Source organism: Curtobacterium sp. LFS079 (genome assembly GCF_047977865.1).
Taxonomy (GTDB): domain Bacteria; phylum Actinomycetota; class Actinomycetes; order Actinomycetales; family Micrococcaceae; genus Arthrobacter.
In genome coordinates this window covers 474,512-498,030 of sequence record NZ_JBFPFO010000003.1, presented here as the reverse complement: position 1 = coordinate 498,030, position 23,519 = coordinate 474,512, and the positions used below count along the sequence as shown (strand labels likewise).

Annotated in this window: 27 protein-coding genes and 1 tRNA gene; 16 read left to right on the top strand and 12 right to left on the bottom strand. The window is 67.6% G+C overall.

Annotated features, from left to right (window positions below; all coding sequences use genetic code 11):
• Window positions 1–19: 19 nt before the first annotated feature.
• Window positions 20–1,240 carry a TDT family transporter gene (locus ACNQPB_RS08285; RefSeq protein WP_498750696.1) on the bottom strand — a complete coding sequence of 407 codons (1,221 nt, stop codon included), beginning with the start codon at window positions 1,238–1,240 and terminating at the stop codon, window positions 20–22.
• Between the two features lie 113 nt (window positions 1,241–1,353).
• On the opposite strand from ACNQPB_RS08285, the gene ACNQPB_RS08280 reads away from it, so the two are divergent.
• From ACNQPB_RS08280 to ACNQPB_RS08265, 4 genes are all read left to right on the top strand, one after another.
• Complete coding sequence (locus tag ACNQPB_RS08280) at window positions 1,354–2,307, top strand: LysR family transcriptional regulator (RefSeq protein ID WP_498750694.1); 954 nt, start codon at window positions 1,354–1,356, stop codon at window positions 2,305–2,307.
• Window positions 2,304–3,566, top strand: a complete 1,263-nt coding sequence (locus ACNQPB_RS08275) for an MFS transporter (RefSeq protein WP_498750692.1) — start codon at window positions 2,304–2,306, stop codon at window positions 3,564–3,566. The genes ACNQPB_RS08280 and ACNQPB_RS08275 overlap by 4 nt, the downstream gene beginning before the upstream one ends.
• Before the next feature lie 435 nt (window positions 3,567–4,001).
• Window positions 4,002–4,388, top strand: a complete 387-nt coding sequence (locus ACNQPB_RS08270) for a VOC family protein (RefSeq protein WP_498750691.1) — start codon at window positions 4,002–4,004, stop codon at window positions 4,386–4,388.
• Entirely contained in the window at window positions 4,385–4,666 is a 282-nt protein-coding gene (locus tag ACNQPB_RS08265) for an acylphosphatase (protein ID WP_498750690.1), read from the top strand. The genes ACNQPB_RS08270 and ACNQPB_RS08265 overlap by 4 nt, the downstream gene beginning before the upstream one ends.
• Before the next feature lie 6 nt (window positions 4,667–4,672).
• On the opposite strand, the gene ACNQPB_RS08260 is transcribed toward ACNQPB_RS08265, so the two are convergent.
• The 4 genes from ACNQPB_RS08260 to ACNQPB_RS08245 all read right to left on the bottom strand — a co-directional run bounded on the left by ACNQPB_RS08260 (window position 4,673) and on the right by ACNQPB_RS08245 (window position 8,407).
• Complete coding sequence (locus ACNQPB_RS08260) at window positions 4,673–5,893, bottom strand: DNA glycosylase AlkZ-like family protein (RefSeq protein ID WP_498750688.1); 1,221 nt, start codon at window positions 5,891–5,893, stop codon at window positions 4,673–4,675.
• A gap of 83 nt (window positions 5,894–5,976) precedes the next feature.
• Window positions 5,977–6,969 carry a glycosyltransferase family 4 protein gene (locus ACNQPB_RS08255; protein WP_498750686.1) on the bottom strand — a complete coding sequence of 331 codons (993 nt, stop codon included), beginning with the start codon at window positions 6,967–6,969 and terminating at the stop codon, window positions 5,977–5,979.
• A complete protein-coding gene (locus tag ACNQPB_RS08250; protein WP_498750684.1) occupies window positions 6,966–7,388 on the bottom strand; it encodes a 6-pyruvoyl trahydropterin synthase family protein in 423 nt (140 codons plus the stop codon). The genes ACNQPB_RS08255 and ACNQPB_RS08250 overlap by 4 nt, the downstream gene beginning before the upstream one ends.
• Before the next feature lie 2 nt (window positions 7,389–7,390).
• A complete protein-coding gene (locus tag ACNQPB_RS08245; protein WP_498750683.1) occupies window positions 7,391–8,407 on the bottom strand; it encodes a zinc-dependent alcohol dehydrogenase in 1,017 nt (338 codons plus the stop codon).
• A gap of 204 nt (window positions 8,408–8,611) precedes the next feature.
• Here ACNQPB_RS08245 and ACNQPB_RS08240 point away from each other — a divergent pair.
• Window positions 8,612–8,701 (top strand) — tRNA-Ser (locus tag ACNQPB_RS08240).
• Between the two features lie 192 nt (window positions 8,702–8,893).
• On the opposite strand, the gene ACNQPB_RS08235 is transcribed toward ACNQPB_RS08240, so the two are convergent.
• The gene (locus tag ACNQPB_RS08235; protein ID WP_498750681.1) at window positions 8,894–9,145 is read right to left on the bottom strand and encodes a hypothetical protein; all 252 of its coding nucleotides are present in this window, start codon (window positions 9,143–9,145) and stop codon (window positions 8,894–8,896) included.
• 13 nt (window positions 9,146–9,158) lie between these two features.
• Entirely contained in the window at window positions 9,159–9,635 is a 477-nt protein-coding gene (locus tag ACNQPB_RS08230; RefSeq protein WP_498750679.1) for a hypothetical protein, read from the bottom strand.
• A 102-nt stretch (window positions 9,636–9,737) separates the two neighbouring features.
• On the opposite strand from ACNQPB_RS08230, the gene ACNQPB_RS08225 reads away from it, so the two are divergent.
• The 3 genes from ACNQPB_RS08225 (at window position 9,738) to ACNQPB_RS08215 (ending at window position 11,494) form a co-directional block, all read left to right on the top strand.
• Window positions 9,738–10,559: an SDR family NAD(P)-dependent oxidoreductase gene (locus tag ACNQPB_RS08225; RefSeq protein ID WP_498750678.1), complete on the top strand. Its 822-nt coding sequence runs from the start codon at window positions 9,738–9,740 to the stop codon at window positions 10,557–10,559.
• Between the two features lie 149 nt (window positions 10,560–10,708).
• Entirely contained in the window at window positions 10,709–11,008 is a 300-nt protein-coding gene (locus ACNQPB_RS08220) for a DUF4193 domain-containing protein (protein WP_498750676.1), read from the top strand.
• A 66-nt stretch (window positions 11,009–11,074) separates the two neighbouring features.
• Window positions 11,075–11,494, top strand: a complete 420-nt coding sequence (locus ACNQPB_RS08215; protein WP_498750674.1) for a hypothetical protein — start codon at window positions 11,075–11,077, stop codon at window positions 11,492–11,494.
• 123 nt (window positions 11,495–11,617) lie between these two features.
• Here ACNQPB_RS08215 and ACNQPB_RS08210 read toward each other — a convergent pair whose 3' ends face one another.
• Window positions 11,618–12,667 carry an esterase/lipase family protein gene (locus ACNQPB_RS08210; RefSeq protein WP_498750673.1) on the bottom strand — a complete coding sequence of 350 codons (1,050 nt, stop codon included), beginning with the start codon at window positions 12,665–12,667 and terminating at the stop codon, window positions 11,618–11,620.
• A 195-nt stretch (window positions 12,668–12,862) separates the two neighbouring features.
• On the opposite strand from ACNQPB_RS08210, the gene ACNQPB_RS08205 reads away from it, so the two are divergent.
• A complete protein-coding gene (locus ACNQPB_RS08205; protein WP_498750671.1) occupies window positions 12,863–13,258 on the top strand; it encodes a hypothetical protein in 396 nt (131 codons plus the stop codon).
• Between the two features lie 276 nt (window positions 13,259–13,534).
• Window positions 13,535–13,849, top strand: coding sequence for a hypothetical protein (locus tag ACNQPB_RS08200; RefSeq protein WP_498750669.1), 315 nt, complete (start codon window positions 13,535–13,537; stop codon window positions 13,847–13,849).
• 113 nt (window positions 13,850–13,962) lie between these two features.
• Here ACNQPB_RS08200 and ACNQPB_RS08195 read toward each other — a convergent pair whose 3' ends face one another.
• The 4 genes from ACNQPB_RS08195 to ACNQPB_RS08180 all read right to left on the bottom strand — a co-directional run bounded on the left by ACNQPB_RS08195 (window position 13,963) and on the right by ACNQPB_RS08180 (window position 18,564).
• Window positions 13,963–14,547 (bottom strand): sunset domain-containing protein, encoded by a 585-nt coding sequence (locus ACNQPB_RS08195; protein WP_498750667.1) that lies wholly within the window; start codon window positions 14,545–14,547, stop codon window positions 13,963–13,965.
• Window positions 14,548–14,804: 257 nt separating this feature from the next.
• Window positions 14,805–16,442, bottom strand: a complete 1,638-nt coding sequence (locus ACNQPB_RS08190; protein WP_498750665.1) for an amidohydrolase — start codon at window positions 16,440–16,442, stop codon at window positions 14,805–14,807.
• Between the two features lie 45 nt (window positions 16,443–16,487).
• Window positions 16,488–17,867, bottom strand: a complete 1,380-nt coding sequence (locus tag ACNQPB_RS08185) for an MFS transporter (RefSeq protein ID WP_498750663.1) — start codon at window positions 17,865–17,867, stop codon at window positions 16,488–16,490.
• A gap of 88 nt (window positions 17,868–17,955) precedes the next feature.
• The gene (locus ACNQPB_RS08180) at window positions 17,956–18,564 is read right to left on the bottom strand and encodes a TetR/AcrR family transcriptional regulator C-terminal domain-containing protein (RefSeq protein WP_498750661.1); all 609 of its coding nucleotides are present in this window, start codon (window positions 18,562–18,564) and stop codon (window positions 17,956–17,958) included.
• Between the two features lie 86 nt (window positions 18,565–18,650).
• Here ACNQPB_RS08180 and ACNQPB_RS08175 point away from each other — a divergent pair, with 86 nt between their 5' ends.
• The 6 genes from ACNQPB_RS08175 (at window position 18,651) to ACNQPB_RS08150 (ending at window position 23,471) form a co-directional block, all read left to right on the top strand.
• Window positions 18,651–19,787 (top strand): sulfite oxidase, encoded by a 1,137-nt coding sequence (locus tag ACNQPB_RS08175; protein WP_498750659.1) that lies wholly within the window; start codon window positions 18,651–18,653, stop codon window positions 19,785–19,787.
• A 4-nt stretch (window positions 19,788–19,791) separates the two neighbouring features.
• Window positions 19,792–20,373 (top strand): SRPBCC family protein, encoded by a 582-nt coding sequence (locus ACNQPB_RS08170; RefSeq protein WP_498750657.1) that lies wholly within the window; start codon window positions 19,792–19,794, stop codon window positions 20,371–20,373.
• A complete protein-coding gene (locus ACNQPB_RS08165; RefSeq protein WP_498750655.1) occupies window positions 20,366–20,761 on the top strand; it encodes a hypothetical protein in 396 nt (131 codons plus the stop codon). The genes ACNQPB_RS08170 and ACNQPB_RS08165 overlap by 8 nt, the downstream gene beginning before the upstream one ends.
• Window positions 20,762–20,803: 42 nt before the next feature.
• The gene (locus ACNQPB_RS08160) at window positions 20,804–21,952 is read left to right on the top strand and encodes a cation:proton antiporter (protein WP_498750653.1); all 1,149 of its coding nucleotides are present in this window, start codon (window positions 20,804–20,806) and stop codon (window positions 21,950–21,952) included.
• A 54-nt stretch (window positions 21,953–22,006) separates the two neighbouring features.
• Window positions 22,007–22,654: a hypothetical protein gene (locus tag ACNQPB_RS08155; protein WP_498750651.1), complete on the top strand. Its 648-nt coding sequence runs from the start codon at window positions 22,007–22,009 to the stop codon at window positions 22,652–22,654.
• Window positions 22,655–22,733: 79 nt separating this feature from the next.
• Complete coding sequence (locus ACNQPB_RS08150) at window positions 22,734–23,471, top strand: YcnI family copper-binding membrane protein (RefSeq protein ID WP_498750650.1); 738 nt, start codon at window positions 22,734–22,736, stop codon at window positions 23,469–23,471.
• Window positions 23,472–23,519 lie beyond the last annotated feature (48 nt).

The following is a 23,519-nucleotide window of genomic DNA, read 5'->3' as shown; positions in this document are numbered from 1 at the left end:
GAAACACAACGTTCTCTATTTAGGCGGCTTTTGCCTTGCCGATACCAATCGGAACCGCTTGCCCCGGGCCCTGGAACAGGGTCCCCTCGAGCACGCTCCCGCGGAAGGTCCGCGCTGCCACCAGCACCCAGGCGCCCAGCAGCAGCACGTACCCGACGGCGGCCATCACCTTGAACGCGCCCAGGCCGGTGTGCGCGGCGAGTCCGCTGAGGCCGGTGACGCAGGTGCCCACCGGGAAGGTGAAGGACCACCAGGCCAGGCTGAAGGGCAGCCCGCTGCGGGCGGTCCGCAGGGTGATCGCGGCGGCCAAGGACGCCCAGAGAAGCGCGAAGCCGAGCACCGGAACGCCGTACAGCACGCCGAAGGCTTCCAGCGCGTGGAGCAGTGTTCCCGATACCGCGAAGTGGACGTTGGTGCCGAGCAGGTTGGCCGCCGTGATCGACTGGCCCAGCGGGCCGAGCACGATCCAGAGGGTGGGCACCGAGGATGCCGCGAGATTCTTGTGGACCGCCAGCCGCTGCCACACCAGGGGAATGATGAGCAGCGAGGCCAGCAGGCTGAGCCCGAACATTGCGTAGCAGGCCATGAGCATCCCCGTCCGCGCCTCGCCGTCCGGGAGGTACGGCAACAGCAGGGCACCGGTGGAGGCCGAGACCATGGGCGGCACCACCGGCATCAGCCAGCCACCAAAAGCGTCGGCCGAAGAAACCTTGTGGCGGGTGAACTGCAGGTACGGAACAGCGAAGGCGCTCGCAAGGCCAAGGAGAGTTCCGAGCACCCAGAGCACGGCGTCGATTCCCAGCGCCAGGCGTTCGCCCAACACGTCCTTGCCCAGCAGGAGGGTGCCGGCGCCCACCGTCAGCAGGGCCATGGGCGGGGCGCCGTAAAAGTGGGCCATCACAGGATGGCGGTGGTGGCCGCGGGCCGTGTCCCGGTACCGGACCCAGTGGACCAGGGTGGACGCGACCAAGAGAACCAGCAGGAGCGAAGCCGCCGCCCAGAACAGCGTGGCCACGGCGTGCAATGCGGGGAACTGCAGCGGCAAGGTGGCGCCCGCGGTGGCGATGACCCCGGTCCCCATGATCGTGGCGAACCAGTTCGGGCCGAGGTTCGCGAAAAGCTCGGACGGCCGTTCGAGCTTGCGCAGGACCCGCCGGTCCCGCACCTTGTGTTGACGCGCTTCGCTGTGTTGACGCGCTTCGCTGTGTTGACGCGCTTCGCCGAGCATCAGAATTCCCATGCCTTCCATGCTTCCGTGCCCGCACGCGCCGAAGTAGGGGGCATACACTTGTCAGGGTACAAACCAGCCTTGTACCCAGCACCGCCCACCGACCTGCGAGACCAGGAGGACCCGTGCTCAGTCCCCGCATCCCCGATCTGTCCGCGCTGGAGATGCTCGCCGCCGTGCACGAACTCGGCAGCCTGTCCGCCGCCGGGAAGAAACTCGGCCTGTCCCAGCAGGCGGTGTCCTCCCGGATGCGCTCGCTGGAGTCCCGGATCGGCGCCGCCCTGCTGACCCGCACGCCGCGGGGCTCAAGCCTCACGGAATCCGGCGTACTCGTGGCCGGCTGGGCCGCCGACGTCCTCGCCGCGGCAGAACGCCTCGACGCCGGCATCGCCTCGCTGCGTTCCGACGCCGTCCGCCAGCTGCACGTCGCCGCGAGCCAGACCATCGCCGAGCACCTGCTCCCCCACTGGCTCGTGGCACTACGCCGGCAGCAGGAAGCCCTCGGCCTCACGCCCACGGTCGTGGAACTGGCCGTGTCCAACAGCGAAACGGCGGCGGCCCGCGTGCGCGCCGGCGACGCCGACATCGCCTTCATCGAAAGCCCGCAGCTGCCCGCGGGCCTGAGCACCGCCGTCGTGCAGGAAGACGAGCTGGTCCTGGTGGTCGCCCCCGGGCACCGCTGGGCCCGGCGGAAGGCACCGGTCACCGTGTCCGAGCTCGCCGGCGTCGGGCTGGTCACCCGCGAGCACGGCAGCGGCACCCGCGACGCGCTCGAACACCTGCTGGCGGCGGCCGGCATCCCGGAGCAGGCGGCACCCCTCGTGGAGCTGCCGACGACGGCGGCCGTGCGTTCCGCCGTCGCCGCCGGAACCGCTCCTGCCGTGCTCAGTGCGCTCGCCGTGCGCGACGACGTCACCCTGCAGCGGCTGGTGGCGGTGCCCGTGCGCGGGCTGGAACTGCGGCGCAGCCTCAGCGCAGTGTGGCTTTCCGGCAGCACCCCGCCCGCCGGGCCGGCGCGGGACCTCGCCGCGATCGCCGCGCGCCCGGTGCCGGGATCAACCGCAGGGCGCCTGACATGACATCGCGGCAGCTTCCGGAGGAGCCCCGCGAGACCGCGGCCAACAGCTTGGGGCCGATGCGCTTCGTGCTCGCCTTCGGGGTGGTGAGCATGCTCGCGGACGTCGTGTACGAGGGCGCCCGTTCGATCACGGGACCGTTCCTGGCCACCCTGGGCGCTACGGCTGCCATGGTCGGTTTCATTACCGGGTTCGGCGAAGCGGTGGCCCTGGTGATGCGGCTCGGGACAGGACCCTTGGCCGACAGGACCCGCAGGTACTGGCCGTTGACCATCGCCGGGTACGCACTGACGGTGGTTGCCGTTCCCCTGCTGGCGGTGGCCACTTCGCTGTGGCAGGCGTCGGCCCTGGTGGTCGTGGAGCGCTTCGGCAAGGCCGTCCGGGCGCCTGCGCGGGACACCATGCTGTCCCACGCCGGTTCGCGGCTGGGCCGGGGCAAGGCGTTCGCCATCCATGAGGCGCTGGACCAGTCCGGTGCACTTCTTGGTCCGCTGTTGGTCTCGTTGATGGTGGCCATTGCCGGCTACCAGTTGGGTTTCGGCGTCTTGGCCGTTCCCGGCGTCCTGGCGTTGCTGGCCGTGGTTCTCCTGCGGCGGGCGGTGCCGGCGCCCGAACTGTACGACCAGGCTTCCGCCTTGCCTGGGAGTGCCCGCGAACCCCGACCTGCTGTGGCCTCGGAAGCCAGTGCGCGCGGAACCACAGAACGTGCCCCGCTTCCAGCCCGCTTCTGGTGGTACAGCGCGTTCACCGCCATCTCGATGTTCGGGTTCCCGACGTTCGGCGTCGTGTCCTATCACCTCGAGATCCAGGAGGTCCTGCCGCCGGCGCTGATCCCGGTCAGCTATGCGGTGTCCATGGGCGCCGCGGCGCTCGCCGCGCTTGCGTCCGGTGCCCTGTATGACCGCACTGGGCTGCGCGGCCTGCTCCTCGCCCTCCCGCTGACCGCCGCGGTTCCCTTCCTGTCCTTCAGCTCGGTCCCCGCGCTCGTCTGGGCAGGGGCCGTGGTGTGGGGTGCCGCCCTGGGGATGCACGAATCAACGCTCCGTGCCGCCGTCGCGGACCTCGTTCCCGCGGCCCGGCGCGGCACCGGATACGGGATATTCACCGCCATTTACGGCATCTCCTGGCTCGCCGGATCCACCATCATCGGCGCGTTGTATTCTGCGTCCACCGCGGGGCTGGCGGTCTTCACCGTGGCCACGCAGCTCGCGGCCCTGCTCGCCTTCCTGCCGCTGCTCAGGTCCGGACGGACGCGCGCCTGAGCCCGTCTGGTCAGGATGGGGATGGAGGAGGAGCATGGGAGCACGACGCGGCGGGCGGTGCTGGAGGAGCGCTTCGAAGGGCGGGTGCACGGGTGAAAAGCAGTAAGACCACATGGCGGGCCTATTACTCCATGTTCGGCCCGCTCAATGTTGCCAAGGCGCTCGCGGTTCTAGCAGGAGTGGTGTTTCTTGTGTTCCGGCCTGATGCGGGGCATCCTGTCGAGGCATGGACGCCAACGACTCTCTGGTCGATAGTTGCGATGGCAGCCTTATTCCTGGCTTCACTGGCCTTCTCAGTTAGGGCATGGTTCCGGCTGCTGCGGATGCTTAAATCCGCCAGGGAGGACCGGCGACGGATCGCGGCAGGCCTTCCACTAGACCCTGAAGAACCCGAAGCCTAAGGTTCACTCGAGGGTGTCTGTTGAGGAGGACACAATGGCCATCGAGTTCAACCACACCATCGTCTACGCCCGGGACAAGCGCTTCTCGGCGGAATTCCTCGCCCGGATCCTGGGCCTGCCCGCGCCTACGCCTATGTGGTCTTTCATGACCGTTCCGCTGGAGCACGGCGTCGCGTTCGACTTCGCCACCGCCCAGGGCGACATCAAACCGCAGCACTACGCCTTCCTGGTCAGCGAGGACGAGTTCAACGGCATCCTCGCCCGGATCTCGGCCGAAGAAATCCCGTACTGGGCCGACCCCGGACGGACCCGGCCGCAGCAGATCAACCACAACGACGGCGGCCGCGGCGTCTACTTCAAGGACCCCGACGGACACCTGCTCGAGGCGATCACGCGCCCATACGGCTCGGGGCCCGCATGACGGAAGAGTTGGTCCGGCTCACGGCCACCGTGACCGGGCGGGTGCAGGGCGTGGGCTTCCGGTACCGCACCATGGCCGAAGCCCGGCGGCTGCGGCTGAGCGGGGAAGCCGTCAACCGCTGGGACGGCTCGGTGTACATCGTGGCAGAAGGCACCCCGGAAGCGGCCGAGGCGCTGCTCGCCTGGCTGCGCTCGGACAGGGCTCCGGGCCGGGTGCACCAGGTGGAGGCGTCGTTGGGCCGGGCCAGCGGGGAGTTTTCCGGCTTCGGCGTGGGATAGCGGCGGCTAACCGTTCGCGGCGTCGAGGGCGTCAATGCGTTCCTGACGCGACGCCGGCGAGTCCAGGCTGAAGGAACGGAAGTCCCTCAGGTCCGCACGGATCCACGCCTCCACCTCGCCGATCCGTTGTTCCACCGCGGCCGTGGGCGGCGCGAACGTCCAGGCCGCGATCCGTTCCTTGCCGGGATCGTATTGCCACAGTCCGATGATCCGCCCGCGGTCCAGGATGGGATGGTCCGGCAGGTCCGCCTGCAGGGCCAGAGTGGCGTTGAGGACCTTCTTGCCCTTGTCCTCCTCGGCGAACAGTTCCGCCGAATTCCGGCGCAACAGCACCAGCGAGTCGGTCCCGGCCAAGAGCTGAATTTGTTCCTCGCGGGGTGCTTCGAACGCAGCGAGCCGCCCGACGTCGTCGGGCAGCATCCACAGCACCTCACCGTCCGCGGTGGTGACCTCGACGGCCCCGACGGCGGCGGATGCCGCCTTGCTCTGCGCGACGGTGAAACCGGTGAACCACTGGCTCTGCTTGAGTGTGGCGCCGCCGGTCCAGCGGAGGTGGCATTCGAACAGGCGGGCGCGGGCCGCGTCGTCGTCGAGGGTGCTCGCCGGCAGGCCCCACACCGTGTATGCGTAACGCTGCTGGTCGAGGCGGCCGTTGACCGGGACGCGGCGGATCCGCCCGTCGGCCTGCAGGAGACCCAGGGCGGTGGGCAGGGTGGTGGAGGCGCCCTTCTTCTTTCCTTCCTCGCCCAGGCTGCGCACCGATTCGCCGAGCTCGTCGCGCAGCTGCTTGGGGTCCAGGGGGTCGGCGGCCTCGGCAAGCGCGTGCAGCACCTGCTCCTCGAGGAGGGTGATTTCCCCGCGCTCCACGCCGAGCCTGGCCAGGACCTTGAAGGGTTCGCCGGCGGCGTCCCGGCCCACTTGGAGGCCCCAGGCGAAATCGTCCTGGCCCAGGACATAGGTGCAGCCCCGCGCGGTGGGGAGTTCGTGGATCTTCAGGGCGGCCACGTCCCGGTCCACCTGCTCACGGCCGGTTCCCGCGCGGGCGAACAGGGTCAGGTAGGGGTTGGCGCCGCCTACCGAGCGGGCCCATCCCGCACGGTCGAGGACCTCCTCGCACCCTGCGCCGGCCAGGGAACCGTCAAGCCCCTGCCGGTGCCAGGCCCAGGCGCGGAGCAGTTCCGGGGTGAGCGTTGGGGCGGCGGGCACTGCGGGCGCGGTGGAGGTCATGGGCCCATTCTGCCCCTTGCCCGGACAGCCTGGCAGGCAAGTCGGCGGGACATGTTGGGAGCGGGCTCAGGGTCGGATCGCACTCAGGGCCGGATCGCCGCCAGGACGCTCTCGGCGGTGGCCTTCCAGGCGGGCAGGGTTTCCCGCCGTGCCAGTGCGGCGGCGCGCCATCGGGCGGCCAGCTCCGGATCCTCCAACCAGCGGGTGAGGATGTCGGCCAAAGCTGCCGGGCCGCCGTCGAGGTCCACCGCGGCGCCTGCACCGAACGGGCCGAGCGCCTCCTCGGCCCCGGTCCCCCGCCGGACGACCGCGGGAACTCCGTGGGCCAGGGACTCGGACACGGCCATGCCGAAAGCCTCGCGGGCGGAAACCAGCACGCTGAGGTCCGCGGCGTGCCATTGCGCTTCAAGTTCCTGCCCGTGGAGTTCTCCCGTGAGCTGGATCCGGTCCGCGAGTCCATGCTTCCCGACGGCGGCCCGCACCTCTGCGGCGTAGCCCGGGTCCGCGTCCGGCGAACCGATCAGGGCCGCCGTCCACGGCAGTCCGCTGAGCCGGGCCAGGGCCTCAATCAGGAGCAGTTGGCTCTTGTTCGGCAGCAGCGCGGCCACGCAAACAATGTGGGGCGGCCGCGAACCGCCGGCCACTGTGGCGGGCAGGGTTCCGGGCAGGGCCACGTGGACGCGTTCCAGGCCGTACAGAGCCACAAGGTTCGCCGCAGCGAAGGAACTGGGGCAGATCACCCCGCTCGCGGCGGCCAAGGCCTGCCTTTCCAGCTCCGCGTGGGCAGTGAAAGACATGAGCGAAAGGATCCAGACGCGGGTCCCGGCCTGCACCGCGGCGGCGATCTCCCCCGGCGCACCGGCCGCGATCAGCCCGTCGACGATCGCCAGTTGCGCGTCCCGCAGCGCCCAGGCGAGCGCTTCCCGGTCTTCGGGCCGCCCGGGCGGCCACGCGCCGTCGATCATCACCACCTTAGTTCTGGTGCCCAGCGCTTCCAGCTGTTCCACCAGCCGGGCGTTGTAGAGGTTCCCGCCGGAACGGTGCTGCACGTTGCCGGGCACGATGAAGCGGATCATTGTTGCCGTGGGAGGTCCGGCTGGTTCAGGTTCAGCTGCCCTAGGTTCAGCGAGTAGCCGGCCCACGCGTCGGGGTTTTCGCGGAGGAGGACGTCGATCCCCGCCATTGCGGCGCCGTCGGGCAGCTTTTCAGCGAGCCTTTCCGCGATATACCTGGCAAGGACCTCGGTGGTGGTCAGCTGGCCGGCGAACTCCGGGAGCTCGTCCAGGTTCCTGTAGTTCAGCCGATCCAGGATTCCCTGGAGCATCTCACCCGCGGCGCCGATGTCGATGACGATCGCGTCCGGGGTCAGCTCCGCGCGGCGGAAACTGACCTCCGCCACGAAGGTGGCCCCGTGGAGGCCCTGGGCCGGGCCGAAGGACTCGCGCGGGAGGCTGTGCGCAACCATGAAATGGCGGCGGACGGTGAGGCTGAACATGGTCACCTTTCCTGGTAACTGACGACGTGGCAGCAGCTTCCTCCGCTCTCCGCCGACAGCCGCTCCATGGTGCGGGGCAACTCGGTGAAGGGGGAATCGCCGCTGAGGAAGAGATCGAAGGCCGGGTCCTGAAGTTGGTTCACTGCGAGCTCCAGCCGTTCCTTGGTGCTGCGCCGGTGCCGCCGCGCCCGCGAGACCACTCCTACCTGGCTGGCCTGGATGGAGAGCCGGCGCGCGTGGAAGTCCTCACCCAGCGGGATTGCGACCGGGGCATCGCCGAACCAGGAAAGTTCGATGACCCGGGCTTCGTCGCCGGCCAGTTGCAGGCTGCGACCCAGGCCCGCGCTTGTTGCGGAGCAGTGGAAGACGATGTCGCAGTCGCCTTGGGCGTCCTCCGGGGAGGCGAAGCCTATGTTGAGCCTCTTGGCGGTTTGTTCCTTGGCGGGGTCCACGTCCACCAGTTCCAGCCGCTGCAGCGGGAAGTTCCGGAGCAAAGCCGCCAAGGTGCCGCCCAGCAGACCGGCCCCGACGACGGCGATCCGGTCTCCCAGCCGCGGCCCGGCTTCCCAGAGCGCGTTGACCGCCGTTTCCACCATGCCGGTGAGGACCGCGCGGCGGGGCGGGACGCCGTCGGGAATCCTTGTCAGGTCGCGGAGGGGGACGACGTAGCGGTCCTGGTGCGGGTGGAGGCAGAACACTTTTTGGTTGAGCCAGTCCGTTGGGCCTTGTTCCACGACACCGACGGATAGGTAGCCGTATTTCACCGGGGAGGGGAAGTCGCCTTCCTGGTGCGGGGCGCGCATGGCCCCGGCCACATTTTCCGGGACGTGGCCCCCGTAGACCAGGAGTTCGGTGCCGTGGCTGATGCCCGAGTACAGGGTTCTGATGAGTGCTTCGTTGGTTTTGGGCTCGGGCAATTCTTCCGCGCGGAGTTCACCCTTGCCCCGGCCCACTGTCCAGTAGGCGGTGGCCTTGCTGCTCGTCGTCGGCGCTTCGTCGCGCGGCTCTGAATCGGTCATCCTGCTGACGAATCTAGCCGGGGGCACCGAGGTTTGGAAGGCTGGCGCGTTCCGGGTGCGGAGCCGGGGTCCCGGGCCGCAGGCGCCGAGCGCGGGCCCGCATGGTCCGGCGACTGAGCCGCAGGGTTCGGCGACGGGGCCGCAGGGTTCGGCGACGGAGCCGTTTTGGGGAACCGCCGCCACCTCCGGTAACCTATTCCAGTTGGTGACGTGTCCGAGCGGCCGAAGGTGCAACACTCGAAATGTTGTTTGGTGTAAAAGCCAACGTGGGTTCAAATCCCACCGTCACCGCCAAATGAAAAGGCCCTGGTTCCCTTTGTTTACAAGGGAACCAGGGCCTTTTGCTTTGCTACACACGCCAGCGAGAAACCTGATCAGGGCGTTGGTGCCATGGCCGAACAATCCGCGCACACGTCCAGGGTCATTGAGGGTGGAACTGCCACGCAGAATCTCCGGCGCAACTTCGACGCCATTCGGAGCGACTGTCTACTCGCCGGGATGGACCATCCGCTGCGCCGGCAACACAGCCGAGAGACGGATCCGCAACACCGAAACAAGAAGCCACGCCCGGAACTTACCCTGACCGCCCACCAGGGTGAGCCCTGTGGAAGACGTAAGGAGCAAGTCCACGCCAGCGTCGAACGGGTCCGTGTCCAGCACTACGAAGTCCGCCAGCATGCCCCGAATCAGGCCGCCGAGCTCTCCTCGCGGCAGCCGGAGAGCGGCTCTGATCTCCATACGAAGACGCAAGTTACGGCAAATGATCGTCGGACTTACGGTCCTTTCGTCGGGGAACGGGATCCGGATAGTTGACGCCGAACGACCGTCCCTTCGCGAAGTGGGTGTTGGTGAATTCGCTGAGCTCCCGGCTGTTCATTTCGGGGTGGGCAAGCCGGATCCACTCGTAATCCCACTCCTGCATCGCCCGGACGCGGTCAACCCTCTTGGTGGCGCGGATGTGCTCCGCAAGGTCGTCACCGACAAGGGGTTTGGGTTTGGGCGCCCGGGCCGGTTTGGGTGGCCGCGGTGTGACGGGAGGAGCCGGCGTTCTTGCGGAGCGGATCACGGCAACGGTCAGCGCGATCACAACGACGGCGATCACGAGAACCCACCAGTATTGGACGAGAAACCAGATCACGGCAAAGGTGAGGAAGAGGCCGAAGGGACTACACCCGGCGGCCGCTGCGCCCTTTGCGGCACCGCCGGATCGACGACGTTTGCTAGCCATACTGCAGGATCCCACCAGGCACCGACAGTTTGTAGGGGCAGAGAGACCAGCAGGCAATTCCTGTCGACACTGCCACCCGCACACAGGGGCTAGGCTTCTGCAATGAACGATGTCGCAATCATCACTGGTACCTCCTCCGGCATGGGCCTTTTCTCCGCTATCGAGCTGGCCAAACGCGGCCTGCAGGTAGTCGCCACCATGCGGGACACCACCCGGGCAGGGCGACTGCGCGACGCCGCAAGCGAGGCCGGAGTGGAACTCGACATCCAGGCTCTCGACGTCGTCGACCATGAGTCAGCGGCCAGGCTCGTCGCCGGCGTCACCGCCGAGTACGGACGGGTTGACGTCTTGGTCAACAACGCCGGGCAAGGCAGCGTGGCGACCGCTGAGCAGCTCACCATGGACCAGATCCAGGCGCAGCTGGACGTGAACTACCTCGCCCCGGTCAACCTGGCCAAGCTCGTCCTGCCTGGCATGCGCGAACGGGGCCGCGGGCGGATCCTCACCGTGACCAGCGTCGGCGGCGTCGTGGGACAGCCGTTCGCTGACGCCTACTGCGGAGCGAAATTCGCCGTCGAAGGCTTCATGCAGTCCCTGGCCGTGGTCGCCGAGCGATTTGGCGTCCAGGTCGGTGTCATCGAACCCGCGGCCGTGGCCAGCGACTTCGTTGCCAACGTCGAACGCCCGACAGACATTGGCGCCTACGGCCCCCTGCTCGACGCATACATCGCACGAACCTCCGGAGCGTTCGCGAATGCCCAGACAGCACAGAGCGCCGGCACGGCAATCGCCGACGCCGTCACGGCGTCGGACTTCACATTCCGCCGCCAGACCTCCGACACCGCATCAGCATTCGTGGGCGTGTCTCTGGCAGACCTGGACGGAGAACGCGTCCGCTCCTTCACCAGCCCATGGATCAGCTAGCTGCTTGACCCGCCGGCCTTCTGCTTCAGACATCATGACCGGGCCGATCCGGAAAGAGGGCTACAACCAGTCACCGGCTTTGGGAATTCCAACTGCACCCTGTACGTTGTTCCTTCGCGGATCACCCCTGAGAAAAGAGGCATTGAAAAGTGGCAGCTGATTACGACGAACTTCGCTCGGACGTAAAGGAGTCGCAGGAGCAGTCCCTGCAGGCGCTGCAGTCAGCCGGTGCACCGACGGCAAAGAGCGTGGTGCTGGAGCTGGATGAAACTGACGGGCTCGACGCCGGTGGACCGGGCGGTGAAATCGTTGCGGAAGAACTCGTAGTCCAGGTCATTCCGCAGGGCGAGGACGAATTCGTGTGCAGTTCCTGCTTCCTGGTGCGTCATCGTTCCCAGATCGCCAGGGAAAAAGGCGGACTCCGCTACTGCGTGGAGTGCGAAGGCTAAGGGCCAAATATCGCGGGCTCGAAATAGGACCCGACTCGGCAGCCTCTCGATCAAAGGAGAAGCACAATGCTCAATGTCCTCACCGCACAAGTCCGCGCCGCCCATCTGCTGGTTCGCCCGGAAGAAGAATGGGATGCGCTCACCGATGACCTGTGGCGGGCCTACGACAGCAAGGACAGCGACCTCGTGGAGCAGCTTTGCGAACCGTATCTTGCCTCGTGGCGGGTAGTCACGCGCAACCTGCTCGCCGAACCGCTGGCAGCCGCCGGGATCACCGTCGCTCGCCCAGCCCACCCATGGGCAATCGCAACATTGGAGCGCGATGGCATCGTCCAGGAACCGTTGCTGTGTTCCCTGGACCATGAACTGCCCGACTCTTGGGAAGCCGCCGCCGTCTACGGAGGCCTGCAACTGCAGCGTTTCAACGACATCATGGCCGGCTACGAGAGCTGCCTGAAGGAACTCCTCAGCACACAATCGGCATAGAGGCACGCAACGCAAGACTGACGGGTGGACCCCAGGATCGATGGCGGAGCCTGAGGACCGAGCCAGCGGACTGATGGCCCCGCACGCCGAATGGCGTGCGGGGCCATCCATATCCTGTCCGTTTCAGGGTTGGGCGAAGACGTAAGGTTTGGGGTCCGGTTCGGACCCGACGTGCGGGTAGGCGGCGAGCTGGGCGAGGACTGTGTTCCAGAGGTCAACGTACTTGCCCGGGAAGGTCAGAGGGTTCACTCCGGGCATGAGCAATTTCGTGCAGGTCGAGGCGGGCACCCTGGCTGGATCTGCCGGGCCGTCGTGGGTGACCGCATCGACGGCGAGGGCGTAGGCGACCGGGTCATACGTGCCGGTGGCCAGGTGGTCGGCGACGTTGAGCGGGCAGACATCCTGGAGGGCGACGTTGGCGATGCTCCCCCCGGCACCATGCAGGGATGTGGTCCCGGAGTCGTTCAGGTTGGGGGTAACGAACTGGTCGGTATGGGAGTAGATGTCCGAGTAGGAAATACCGGTAAAGGTTTCCTGGTAGGAGTTGGTCGCCTGCGTGAAGGCTGAGTTGAGCCGCTGTTGCTGCAGTGCCGGCGCACACCCGGCAGCGCACATGCCGTCCACGGTCAGGCTGCCGTGGTTGGTGGCTCCGAGCGCCACATAGTCATCGACCATTCCCCGGATATCGGGCCAGAACCGCAGTGCGAACCGGGGAGCGAGACCTCCTTGGCTGAACCCGAGCAGGTCCACGTTGCGGCCACTCGTGGTGCGGATCTGCCGGATCGCGTTGACGATGTACTCAGCTGAGACCTGGATGTCGTTCATCGCGTTCTCCGGCAGGGTCACAGAGCAGTACGGCCAGTTCAACTTGTCCAGGGCCGGGAACCAGTTCCCGTCGAAATTCGTGTCCGGAGTCAGGGTGGTGCCGGGAATCAGCAGCACCACGTCGCGGCTGGCGCCGCTGACATTCGCGGTGCACTTGAGGCTGTCTTCCAGGAGATTCAGGGCTACGGAAAGCGCGGGTCCGGGCTGGTCGACAGGAGCGTACTCCGGTTCGCCCGGGTCGGCGAACGCGGCCGAAACCGGCGCAAAGGCCAAAGCTACGGCTGTGACGGCCGCGACCACCATGCCGCGGTTTAATTTTCGGATGGCTATTGAAGGTGGTTCTTTCATGGGTAGTCCGTTCCTGATGTCACCCGAAAGGGCGAGGATGTACTGAGCAGACGGATCATGGCAGATCCACGAGTTCACCGCTTGTCATGCGCGATTCGTTAATGATCACGACAAACAGGCCCCCACCGAGGGCACGCATTCATTCGTATTGTCATTTGACAATACGAATTCTGCAGACGCTGTTAGAGTCCGCGCATGACACTTCAACCGATGAATTTCTCTTCTGGTCCGGGGCAACCTTTGGTAAGCATCGGGAACGTTCACTTCACCGAACAGCACGTCATCACGCCCGCAGGAACGTGGCCGCTGGCTCAGACCAACGTGACAACGACGGACCAAACCACTACCACCACGCACACCCCGGCATGGGCCATCGTGATGGTCATCCTCTTCATCTGGTTCTTCCTGCTTAGCCTGCTGTTCCTGCTCGCCCGCCAGACGCGCGTGAGCGGCTACGTGGCGGTGCACATTCAATCCGGCGGATATTCCTACACCGAGCAAGTGCCTGTGTTTTCAGCAGCCCAGAAGGCCGACGTCTTCAATCGGGTCCTCTTCGCGCAGGGCTTGATAGGCCGTGCACGTAATGCTTAAAGCAACTCCGACGCCGCGCAGCTACGCCTGGGCCACGCTGCTTGCAAGCATTCCCGTAGTCGTCGTAGGCGTGACATTCATTGCTAATGCAGCAGGTTGGTGGTCTTACACGACCGGCACGATCACATTGGCAGGCGCAGCGCTGCTGATTCAATTCGGGGTAGCGGGTCTTTCGCGCCGGGCCAAATAATGGCTATGACTGGAATTTGAGAAAAGAGCAGAATAATGGAATTACGCCAGAAGCAAGATCTCGTGCTTGCCCTTAGGAAAAAGGGCGTGGCTGAAGCCGATCTCCCTCGGCTCCTTGGCAGGGCTGAAGAACAGAGCCAACAGCCTGGGACCACGTTCAGCATCGGCGACTTCCTAGGCGGTGTTCCAGCCGGGACCACGTCGTCAAGCGGTACGAAGCTCGGCCGACTTGCCGCGGGACTACTGGTCCTTTGCATCGCCGTGCAGCTGCTGCTCAGCACTGTGCTCAACGTGCATCTCGGGTTTCCCGGCATCCTTGTGTATTACGGAACCGCGGCGCTCGGCCTGATTATCCTCGTCTTCGCGGCCTACTACGTCGACCGGAGAGTTCCCGCCGAGTAACAGACCCGCCGACTGGCGAGGTCCGGATTCCCTTTGTTTGAAGGGAACCCGGACCTTGTCATTTGTCTTGGAGCAGATTCACCGGCGACCGCCGCGGATTTGGTAAATCCGCCCTAAACCTTCGACTTCCGGTACCCCGCCTGCTGGGCCGCGCGCTCAGTCGCGAAGCAGATTTCCGGCGTGGTGGCGTTGTAGTACCGCTGGCCGCGCAGGTGGTAGATCCTGCTCGGCGCATTGCCCTTGATCGGCGCCCAGGACGGGCAGGTCCACTTGCTCGCGGGCCTGGCCGACGTCGGGGCAGGAGCCACCACGCGGACAGTCACCTGGCTGGTCGCACTGCCCTTGAGTGCGCCGGCTGACGGCATCCGCACCGACCATTTACCAGTTACCGAAGCCGGGAAGGTGGTCCGGAAGTAGCCGGTCGTATTGGTCTTCAGTGTGCGGACGGCGGCGTTGGGCTTGGCACCGTCCGGATCGAAGTAGACCACCGCGGTGACCGTTCCGGTCTTGGCCCAGGTACGGCCGTTGTAGCCCTGCGCCTGACCCTGGACCATGATGGTGTTTCCGCGCACCACGGTCGCCGGGCCGGCTGAAAACGAAGCGATCCGGGTTGTGACAGTCGGTGCCGCCTGTGCCGGTGCTGCGAGGACGACGGTGGGCGCCACGAATGCGGAAATTGCCAGCAATGTGCCAAGCATTTTCCGACTCAGCATTTCCCGACGCAGAGCTTTCCGGCGCAAAGAAGTAGTGAACAAGAGAATTCCCCCATGGAATTGCTGCCCATCGACGGGCAGATCTGAACGTATGAGATGAATCCTAACGGGGCCTGCGACGTTCCTTCCCAGTTGCTTTTGCCGCCACACCCAAAAACGCGTCGACACGCCGATGCAGGCGCGGAAATCCGGGGTCAGGCGGAATGCAAGCGGGAAGGAACGTCGCAAGAGCGCAAGAATAGCTACGCCCGGAACCTCACCTGCCCGCCCACCACGGTGAGCACCACCGAAGAAGCCAGCAAGGAATCCACCCCGGCCAAGAACGGGTCCGTGTCCAGCACCACGAAGTCCGCGAGCATCCCCTGAGCCAGACGGCCGAGCTCATCCTCGCGGCGGCACGAGAACGCGGCGTCGCGGGTCGCGTGCGAGAGCGCGGAGGCCAGTTCCAGCGCGTACTTGGGCAGGTTCGCGGGCAGCGACTGGTCCAACGCGGACTTCCGGGTAGTGGCGATGTACATATTCGGCAGCGGCGGATGCGGCGCGGTGGGCGCGTCCGAACCAAGGGCCAGCACCGCCCCGGCATCGGTGAACTCGGTCCAGGGGTAGGCCCGCTCGATGCGGTCATCGCCCAGCATGGCCCGCCAGTTTTCCTGCACGGCCGGATCGGCGTGGACCGGCTGCATGGACGCGACAATCCCCAGCCGCGCCAGCCGCGCAATGCTCTCCGGGGTGACGGTCTCCATGTGCTCGATCCGGTGCCGGCGGCCGCGCGGACCGTTCACCGCGTTGGCATGCTCGAACGCATCGAGCGCCACCTCCGAGGCGAGGTCACCGATCGCATGGATGGCAACCTGCAATCCCTCGGCGTCGGCGGCTGCCACCACCGGGTTCAGGTACTCGGGGGCCCAGATGAGGTCCGCGTTGCTGCCGTCCGAATACGGTTCCTTCATGGCGGCCGTGCAGCCGTCGATCACGCCGTCGGCAATGATCTTGATGCCCACCACGCGCAGCCAGGGAGTGTTGACCTCACGGCTGAGTTCGGCGGCACGCGCCACCTGCGCCAGGTTTTCTTCGTGGTTTTCCGACGGCGCTACCAGCCAGTGGGCGTTGATGCGCAGCGGGAGGGTCCCGCCGCCTGCCTCCAGCGCCCGGCGCATTGCGGCCAGCTCGGCTTCACCCAGGGCCATGTCGATTCCGCTCGTGACGCCGGTGGAAAGGTAGTGCTCCATGGCCGTGGCCAGCTGGGCGTCGCGCTCGTGGTCCGAGGTCAGCGAAGCGAGGGTAGGCCAGGCGTACAGTTGCACGGCGGTTTCGTGCAGCAGGCCGGTAGCTTCGCCGGTTTCCGGGTCGCGTTCGATGATGCCGCCCAGTGGGTCGGGGGTGTCCTTGTCGATGCCCATTTCGGCGAGCGCGGCCTTGTTGACCCAGACGGAGTGGAGGTCGTTCGCGTCGAGGTACACCGGGCGGTCGGGTACGACGGCGTCAATCATGTCCGTGGTCGGCGTGCCGCCGGGGACGGCCGAGAACAGCCAGCCGCTGCCGAGGACGCGCGGCGCGTCCGGCGCGGACGCCACGGCGTTCTTGAGCCGGAGCTGGATCTCCGCCAGGTTTCCGGCGTCGCGCAGGGCCACTTTCTGCATGGTTTCGCCCATCATCACCAGGTGGGTGTGTGCGTCCACGAACCCGGGCATCACGAAGGCGCCGCCAAGGTCCACCTCCGCAACGGAAGCCTCGGAAAATGCGCCGGCCAGCACCTCGCGCGCGGCCGCCTCGCTGCCCACATGGGCCAGCCGGTCGCCGTCGACGATCAATGCTTCGGCAAGCGCGGGACCATCGGCGGTGAAGATCCGGGCGTTGCGGTAAAGGGTACGGGTGGTCACAACTGTTCCTTTGTTCTTTAGTGGACTGTTCTTTGTGGACTTGGGCTAGACGATTGCTGCCTGGTTGAACTGCTCAGCGACGGGAACCGCGGGGGCGGAAGCCTCGGCCGCGCTCTTCTCGACGCCCGCCGCCACCCGGGAGATCACCAGGAACGGCACCAGCAGGAGGAAGCTGAACGCGGAGAGAATCGCCGTCAGCGGCATGTAGCCGAAGTTCTCGGCGATGAAGGTGCCGAACAGCGGCGAGAAGGCGGAGCCGATGAGGTAGGTGCCGCTCAGTGCCGCCGACCAGAACCCGCGCACATCCAAGGCCACGGCAACGGACACCACGTACATGAACGCCAGTGCGTAGACCGTGTTCCAGGCGATGATCACCAGCATGTACGTGCCGGGATCGTGGACCAGGCCTGCGGCGAGCTTCAGTCCGCCGCCCAGCAGCAAGAGGACCAGCAACGGGACGGTGCGGCCCAGACGGTCGCCCAGGTAGCTGGCGATGGCGCCGAAGACCAGCCCACCGGCGGTGGACGCGCTGAGCATGAGCCCCATGTCGGCATCGCCGATTCCGGCGTTTTCGGCCCCCATGGAACCGGCCACCGCCCAGAGCGAATCCTCGCCCAGCGCCCACAGGCCGAAGCAGGCCAGCAGGCTGAAGCCGGCAATGGTCACCAGCAGCGGCGCTTTTCCGGGAGCGGCAGGTGACCGCCCGACGTCGGCCGCTGCGGTACCGGATGCTGCGGTACCGGATGCTGCGGTTCCGGACGGCTCTGCCGCGGCGGCCGGCATCCAGCCCGAGGTCAGGGCGAAGGCCAGCGCCAGGAGCGCGAGCAGCCCGAAGGCGCTCAGCATCCCGGTGCCGAACATGGGAATCAGAGCGAGGACTACCGTGACGATCGCACGGTTAGCCAGGCCGCTGATGCCGGACATGCGGTTCGGGTTGCGCAAGGCTGCGAGCGCGGCGCCGCTGGAGGAGATGGCACCGCCGCCGCCAAGGCCGCCGAGGATGATGCCGGCGATGGCCACGGGAGCCAGCGGGACCACGGCGGCCGCGCCGAAGCCGGCAGCGGCCAGGAAGAGGCCGCCGCGGGCCACCACGTAGCGGCCGGAGCGGGCCGACCAGCGCGACGTCAGGAGGCAGCCCAAAGCGGTGCTCAGCAGGCAGGCGGTCATCACGGTTCCGGCCGCGGTGGGCGTAAGGCCGTGGCCGTCCACGAGGGCGATGATCATGAAAGGCACCAGGTTGGCGGCCATGAAGCCGATGACGCCGATGCCGAAGGTCGAGATGCCGCGGCGCCAGGTGAGGGGGACGCGGCCGCTGGCATCCGGTGTGGGGGAAAGGCTCAAGGTATTCTCCGGGTCGTGGGGGCCGCGTCCTTGCGGCCGGCGGGCGGGATCGGCGGCCAGGATCCTGGCTGAGAGCCGGATCACTAAACGAAAGGCTTTCGTTTAGTATGCGGGCTGAGGCCCCGGTCACACAAGCCGGCTCAGGAAATCCGGCCGGAACGGCCTCAGGAAATCAAAGCCCGGCAGCCCGCCGTCGGAGCCCCTCGATGAGGATTTCAAGGCCGAATTCAAAGGCCGTCCCCGCCCGGTCGGCCAGCCCGGAGGCGTTCTCCACGGCACGCCCCAGGGCGGTCCCTCCGCCCGGCGCCACGTCCCACACGTTGCCGGGAGCGGCGAGGTCCAGGGCGGCACCGATGGCGAAACTGTCGATCAGGGCCAGGGCCGAGGCCACGTCCGCGCCGCGGAAGCCCGCCTCTTCCAGTGCGGCGGACAGTCGCTCGTAGAAGGCGATGACCTTGGCGTTCCGGACGGTCTGCATCACCAGCAGCGGCGCAGTGCGCGGGTGCCGGGCAAAACTCTCGCGGTAGGCCCGGATTTCCATGCGCAGCACCTCATCCCACGGCAGCTCAGCGGCGGGAACAGGGCCGTCCTCCGTGATCCGGCCGCGGATGAGCTCCAGGATCTCCTCGCGCCCGGACACGTGGTTGTAGATGGAGGACTGGCTGACCCCGATCTTCCGCGCCACCTTGGGCAGGCTGAAGTCGCCGCCCTCGTCGATCAGTTCGAGGGCGGCCGTAACCACGGCATCAACGGAGATCAGCGGTTGGGACGGGCGCGCCATGAAAGGACTCCTGGGGTTCGGCTGGTCCCCAAGGTATCAGCGGCGGGCTCTTGGAAGGCCATGCACCGGCGCCCATACTTAGGTGCATGAGCGTCGAGTCCCGGCCCCAGTCGGCGGACACCGCCGAAACACCTGCCCGGCCAGCAGCTGCCCCTCCCGCACCGGGTGCGCCCACGGACGGTCCCCTCACCCGCGAAGAGCTCCACCTCGCTTCGCGCAACCATGCCCAGCCCCTGGAAATGCTCCAGTGGCCCATCACCCCCGTCGGCATCCACTACCTGCTGACCCATTTCGACATACCCCGGATCGACCCCACGGACTGGCGCCTGCGCATCGGCGGACTGGTGGAGCACGCGCGCGAGTACACGCTCACCGAGCTCAAGCACCGTGAGCGGCGCACCGTTCCGGTCACCATGGAATGCGCCGGCAACGGCCGCTCCCTGATGGAGCCGCGGCCGGTCAGCCAGCCCTGGGACCGCGGCGGCTTCGGCACGGCGGAATGGACCGGGACGCCGCTCGCCCCGTTGCTGCACGACGCCGGGATCCCGGCTGACGCCGTCGAACTCGTCTTTACGGGAGCGGACCGCGGGATCCAAGGTGGAACCGAGCACCAGTATGCGCGCAGCCTCAGCGTCTCCGACGCGATGTCCGGGGACGTGCTGCTCGCCTACGAAGTCAACGGCCAGCCCCTGCCGCCACAGCACGGCTACCCGCTCCGGCTCCTGGTACCGGGCTGGTATGGCATGGCCAGCGTCAAATGGCTGAGCTCGATCGAGGCGATCGACCACACCTTCGAGGGCTATCAGCAGGCCGTTGCCTACCGCTTCACGCAGTCCGCGGAGGAACAGGGTGCGCCCGTCCAGCGGATCCGGCCCCGCGCGCTCATGGTGCCGCCGGGCATTCCCGATTTCTTCACGCGGGAACGGTTCGTGCAGGCCGGGCCCCTGCATCTCAGCGGGAGGGCGTGGTCCGGGCACGGAAGCGTGGACCGGGTGGAAGTGTGCGTGGACGGCGTGTGGGCCGAGGCAGAACTGGAACCGGCCATCGGACCACATGCATGGCGCGGCTGGAGCTTCACCTGGATCGCGTCCCCCGGCACTCATGAGCTGGCCTGCCGCGCCGGCGACAGCTCCGGCCTGACCCAGCCCGAACAGCCCGACTGGAACTACCAGGGCATGGCCAACAACGCGGCCCAGCGCCTTACTGTCACGGTGCGCGGATAGTTCCATGAAAGCGGTCCTGGGAGGTTCCAAAAGCAGCAGCGACTACGAATTCCTCACCGTCTGGCGCGTCGCCGGGACACCCCGGGAGGTGACCGAGATCCTCGGCGACGCCGGAACCCTGGCCCGCTGGTGGCCCGCGGTGTACCTGCGGGTGACGCCGCTGGACCCCGGAATGCCGGACGGCACGGGCAAGAGCTTCATGCTGCACACCAAGGGCTGGCTGCCTTACACCCTGCGCTGGAAGCTCACCGTCACCGAACCCATCACCGAGCAGGGCTTCGCTATCTCCGCCGCGGGCGACCTGAACGGCACGGGCCGCTGGAGGTTCGAGCAGGACGGGCCGGAGACCGTCATCAGCTACGACTGGCGGGTGACCGCGGAGAAACCCCTGATCCGGCGCCTCGGATTCCTGTTCAAGCCGCTGTTCGCGGCGAACCATCGCTGGGCGATGGCCCGCGGGCAGGAAAGCCTGGCCCTGGAACTGAGGCGGCGGCGTCCCGGTAAGAACCAGGCCAGGGTTCCGCGGCCGCCGCAGCCTACCTTCGCCGGGCGGTACCGCTGGCCGAGGAGCAGCACGCATGCCTGACGACAGGAAGCATGAAGTCCATTGGCTGCCCCAGCCCGAGGAACAGGACTACCCCGCCGCCGGCGACTACCTGTCGCTGCTGGAATCCGACGCCGTGGTTGCCTCCGTGGTGGCGGCGCTCGTGTCCGCGCCCATCAAGCACCGCAAGGCAAAGGACATCCTCCGGGCCGCACGCCTGGCGCTGCTGCCTGAGGACAATCCGCACGTCGCCTCGGACCTGCGGAAGATCCGTGAAGGCAGGAAGCTCTCGCCCATCCTGATGGTCCGGGGCGACCTCGCCAGGGGCATCCCCGCCCAGATCGCCGACGGCTACCACCGCGTGTGCGCCAGCTACTACTCGGACGAAAACACGGACATCCCCCTCAAGCTGGCCGACGCTCCCCGGTAGACTGCCGCTGGGCTCAGCCGCGCCGCCGGAAGGAGGGAAGGCGTGTCGTTCTTCCAGCTTTCGCTGATCGCCGCCGTCGCCCTCCTGGGGCCGCTGCTGGCGCTGCCCCGCAAATGGCACCTCCCGGTGGTCCTGGGGCAACTGCTGGCGGGCATCGCCATCGGCCGGACCGGGCTGGCGCTGGTGGACTCCTCGGATCCCACCTTCACCTTCGTGGCCGACGTCGGCTTCGCCCTCATCATGTTCGTTGCCGGAACGCACGTGCCGGTCCGGGATACGGCCATCCGGCCCGCCCTGGGTGCCGGAGCGCTGCGGGCCCTCGTCGCGGCCGGGCTCGCGGCCGCCGTCGGGACCGGCATTGCCTTCGCCTTCGGCACCGGCCACGCGCCGCTTTACATCGTCCTGCTGGCGTCCTCCTCCGCGGCTTTGGTGCTGCCGATCATCGATTCGCTGCGGCTCACGGGGCCCAAGGTCCTGACGACGACGGCGCAGGTGGCAATCGCGGACATCGCCTGCATCGTCGCGCTCCCCCTCGCCGTCGACCCGCCGAACGCCGGACGCGCCGCCGCCGGGGCCGCCGTCGTCGGCGCCTGCTCCGTAGTGCTTTTCTTCGTGCTGCGCTGGCTGGAACGCAGCGGCACCCGGGGACGGCTTCACGATGTGTCGGAGGACCGGAAATTCGCCCTGGAGCTGCGGATCCAGCTGGCGTTGTTGTTCGCACTGTCCGGGCTCGCGGTGGCCGGACGCGTCTCCATCATGCTGGCCGGGTTCTCCTTCGGCCTGGTGGTGGCCGCGGTGGGCGAACCGCGGCGCCTGGCGCACCAGTTGTTCGCGGTCAGCGACGGCTTCCTGGGCCCGGTGTTCTTCGTTTGGCTCGGCGCCTCACTGGACCTGCACACCCTCGCGGGCAGCCCGCGGATGATCCTGCTCGGGCTCTGCCTGGGCTTCGGGACGCTGCTGGTGCACGGCAGCCTGCGCGTGCTCGGCCAGCCCCTGCCGCTCGCGGTGCTGGCGGCCTCGCAACTCGGTGTGCCCGTTGCCGCCGCCACCATCGGCACCCAGCTGCACCTGCTGGAGCCCGGGGAAGCCGCGGCCTTGATCCTCGGCGCCCTCATCAGCATCTTTGCGAGCGCACTGGCGGGAGCGCGGGCGGCGCGCACGTTCGCCCGGCCGGTAGAATTGCGGGGTTGACCGCTCCCGGAAACGGGCGGACTGCAACCCAAACGGACACTCAGGGAGGACCACGTGCGCGCTGCTGTGTCCTCCCGTTCCCGCACGGGGGCGCCGTTCCACGCGCTCCGCTCGGGCGCCCTGGCGCTGGCCGTGCTGTCCCTCGCCGCCGGCGCCCACGTGATCGCGGGCGGCACCCTGCCGGCCCTGCCGATCCTGCTGGCGCTCCTGGCCCTGACCGGGCTCGCCACCACCCTGGCCACACGTTTCAAGCTCGGCTTCGCGGCCGTGGCGCCCGTGCTCGGCGGCGGCCAGCTGGTGCTGCACGAGGCTTTCACGGCGCTCGGCCCGGTAGCCATGGGCCCCGCTGTCGAGGCACCGCATGTGCACCACGCCGCGCAGCTTCCGGCGATCGGCAATGCCGTGGCGGACGGGCTGCAGCACCTGCACACCGCGGACAGTCCCTTTGGCTGGTTCATGCTGGCCGGCCACGTCCTCGCCTCGGCGGCCTCGGCGCTGCTGTTTGCCAAGGGCGAGCAGGCCCTGTGGCAACTGGCAGCCTGGCTCCGCCCGCTCTGGCGCATCCTTGCGCTGCTCTTCACTCCCGACGCCGGCACCCGCCCGGCGCCGGCCGGCCCGGCTTCGGCGTTCATCCCCCGTCCCTGGCGGAACCTCAGGCAGGACAGCAGGCGCGGCCCGCCCGTCGTCGCCGTCCTCTCCTGACTCCGCCCGGCACCCCCTTCCACGGTGATGGGCACTCCCCCGTACTTCGGCGCATCCGCGCACCCTGAAAGGCACCACCATGACCACTTCCGTACTCCGCCGCACCCTCACCACCGCCGCAGCCGCCGGCGGCACCGCCGTCCTGATGCTCGCCGGCATGCAGGCCGCTTCGGCCCACGTCTCGGTGACCCCGGACAAGACCGCCGCGAACTCCTACGCGCTGCTGACCTTCGGCATCCCGCACGGCTGCGACAACACCGGCACCACCAAGATGACCATCACGCTGCCTCAGGAACTGAACGACGCCCAGCCCACGGTGAACCCCAACTGGACGGTCGAAAAGGTCACCGAAACCCTTCCGGCACCCAGGAAGCAGGCCGATGGGACCTCCATCACCAAGCGGACCAGCCAGATCGTGTACACGGCCAAGGCCCCGTTGGATCCGCACCTGCGCGACGCCCTGGTCCTTTCCGTGAAACTGCCCGACGCCGCCGGCAAGACCCTCTACTTCCCCACCCTGCAGAACTGCGTCAAGGGCCAGACCGACTGGAAGGAACTCCCCAAGGAAGGCCAGGACCCGCATGACCTGGAGGCTCCGGCGCCGTCGGTCACCATCACGGCAGCGGTGGCGGGCCACGATGGCCACGGCGCGGCTTTGGCGTCGGGCACGGACAAGGACGGCGACAAGACCGAGCAGTCCGCGGCCGTATCTCCCGACGGCGGCGCAGACGCCCGCAGCTGGGCCGGGCTTGTTGCCGGGCTGGCTGGCCTTGGCCTGGGCGGCGCCGCGTTCTTCCGTAAGAAGAAGTCGGTCTGACTGAAATCCCGTTGAAAGGATGGCGCCCGGAACATCACGATCCGGGCG

Bases quoted from the DNA above. Each gene is read 5' to 3' on its own strand.
- ACNQPB_RS08180 (WP_498750661.1), bottom strand. From the start codon at position 18,564: ATGGCGCGCCCGTCCCAACCGCTGATCTCCGTTGATGCCGTGGTTACG.
- ACNQPB_RS08235 (WP_498750681.1), bottom strand. From the start codon at position 9,145: ATGGAGATCAGAGCCGCTCTCCGGCTGCCGCGAGGAGAGCTCGGCGGC.
- ACNQPB_RS08215 (WP_498750674.1), top strand. From the start codon at position 11,075: ATGCTCAATGTCCTCACCGCACAAGTCCGCGCCGCCCATCTGCTGGTT.
- ACNQPB_RS08275 (WP_498750692.1), top strand. From the start codon at position 2,304: ATGACATCGCGGCAGCTTCCGGAGGAGCCCCGCGAGACCGCGGCCAAC.
- ACNQPB_RS08225 (WP_498750678.1), top strand. From the start codon at position 9,738: ATGAACGATGTCGCAATCATCACTGGTACCTCCTCCGGCATGGGCCTT.
- ACNQPB_RS08265 (WP_498750690.1), top strand. From the start codon at position 4,385: ATGACGGAAGAGTTGGTCCGGCTCACGGCCACCGTGACCGGGCGGGTG.
- ACNQPB_RS08245 (WP_498750683.1), bottom strand. From the start codon at position 8,407: ATGACCGATTCAGAGCCGCGCGACGAAGCGCCGACGACGAGCAGCAAG.
- ACNQPB_RS08170 (WP_498750657.1), top strand. From the start codon at position 19,792: ATGAAAGCGGTCCTGGGAGGTTCCAAAAGCAGCAGCGACTACGAATTC.
- ACNQPB_RS08250 (WP_498750684.1), bottom strand. From the start codon at position 7,388: ATGTTCAGCCTCACCGTCCGCCGCCATTTCATGGTTGCGCACAGCCTC.
- ACNQPB_RS08150 (WP_498750650.1), top strand. From the start codon at position 22,734: ATGACCACTTCCGTACTCCGCCGCACCCTCACCACCGCCGCAGCCGCC.
- ACNQPB_RS08230 (WP_498750679.1), bottom strand. From the start codon at position 9,635: ATGGCTAGCAAACGTCGTCGATCCGGCGGTGCCGCAAAGGGCGCAGCG.
- ACNQPB_RS08270 (WP_498750691.1), top strand. From the start codon at position 4,002: ATGGCCATCGAGTTCAACCACACCATCGTCTACGCCCGGGACAAGCGC.
- ACNQPB_RS08260 (WP_498750688.1), bottom strand. From the start codon at position 5,893: ATGACCTCCACCGCGCCCGCAGTGCCCGCCGCCCCAACGCTCACCCCG.
- ACNQPB_RS08210 (WP_498750673.1), bottom strand. From the start codon at position 12,667: ATGAAAGAACCACCTTCAATAGCCATCCGAAAATTAAACCGCGGCATG.
- ACNQPB_RS08195 (WP_498750667.1), bottom strand. From the start codon at position 14,547: ATGCTTGGCACATTGCTGGCAATTTCCGCATTCGTGGCGCCCACCGTC.
- ACNQPB_RS08165 (WP_498750655.1), top strand. From the start codon at position 20,366: ATGCCTGACGACAGGAAGCATGAAGTCCATTGGCTGCCCCAGCCCGAG.
- ACNQPB_RS08175 (WP_498750659.1), top strand. From the start codon at position 18,651: ATGAGCGTCGAGTCCCGGCCCCAGTCGGCGGACACCGCCGAAACACCT.
- ACNQPB_RS08285 (WP_498750696.1), bottom strand. From the start codon at position 1,240: ATGGGAATTCTGATGCTCGGCGAAGCGCGTCAACACAGCGAAGCGCGT.
- ACNQPB_RS08205 (WP_498750671.1), top strand. From the start codon at position 12,863: ATGACACTTCAACCGATGAATTTCTCTTCTGGTCCGGGGCAACCTTTG.
- ACNQPB_RS08255 (WP_498750686.1), bottom strand. From the start codon at position 6,969: ATGATCCGCTTCATCGTGCCCGGCAACGTGCAGCACCGTTCCGGCGGG.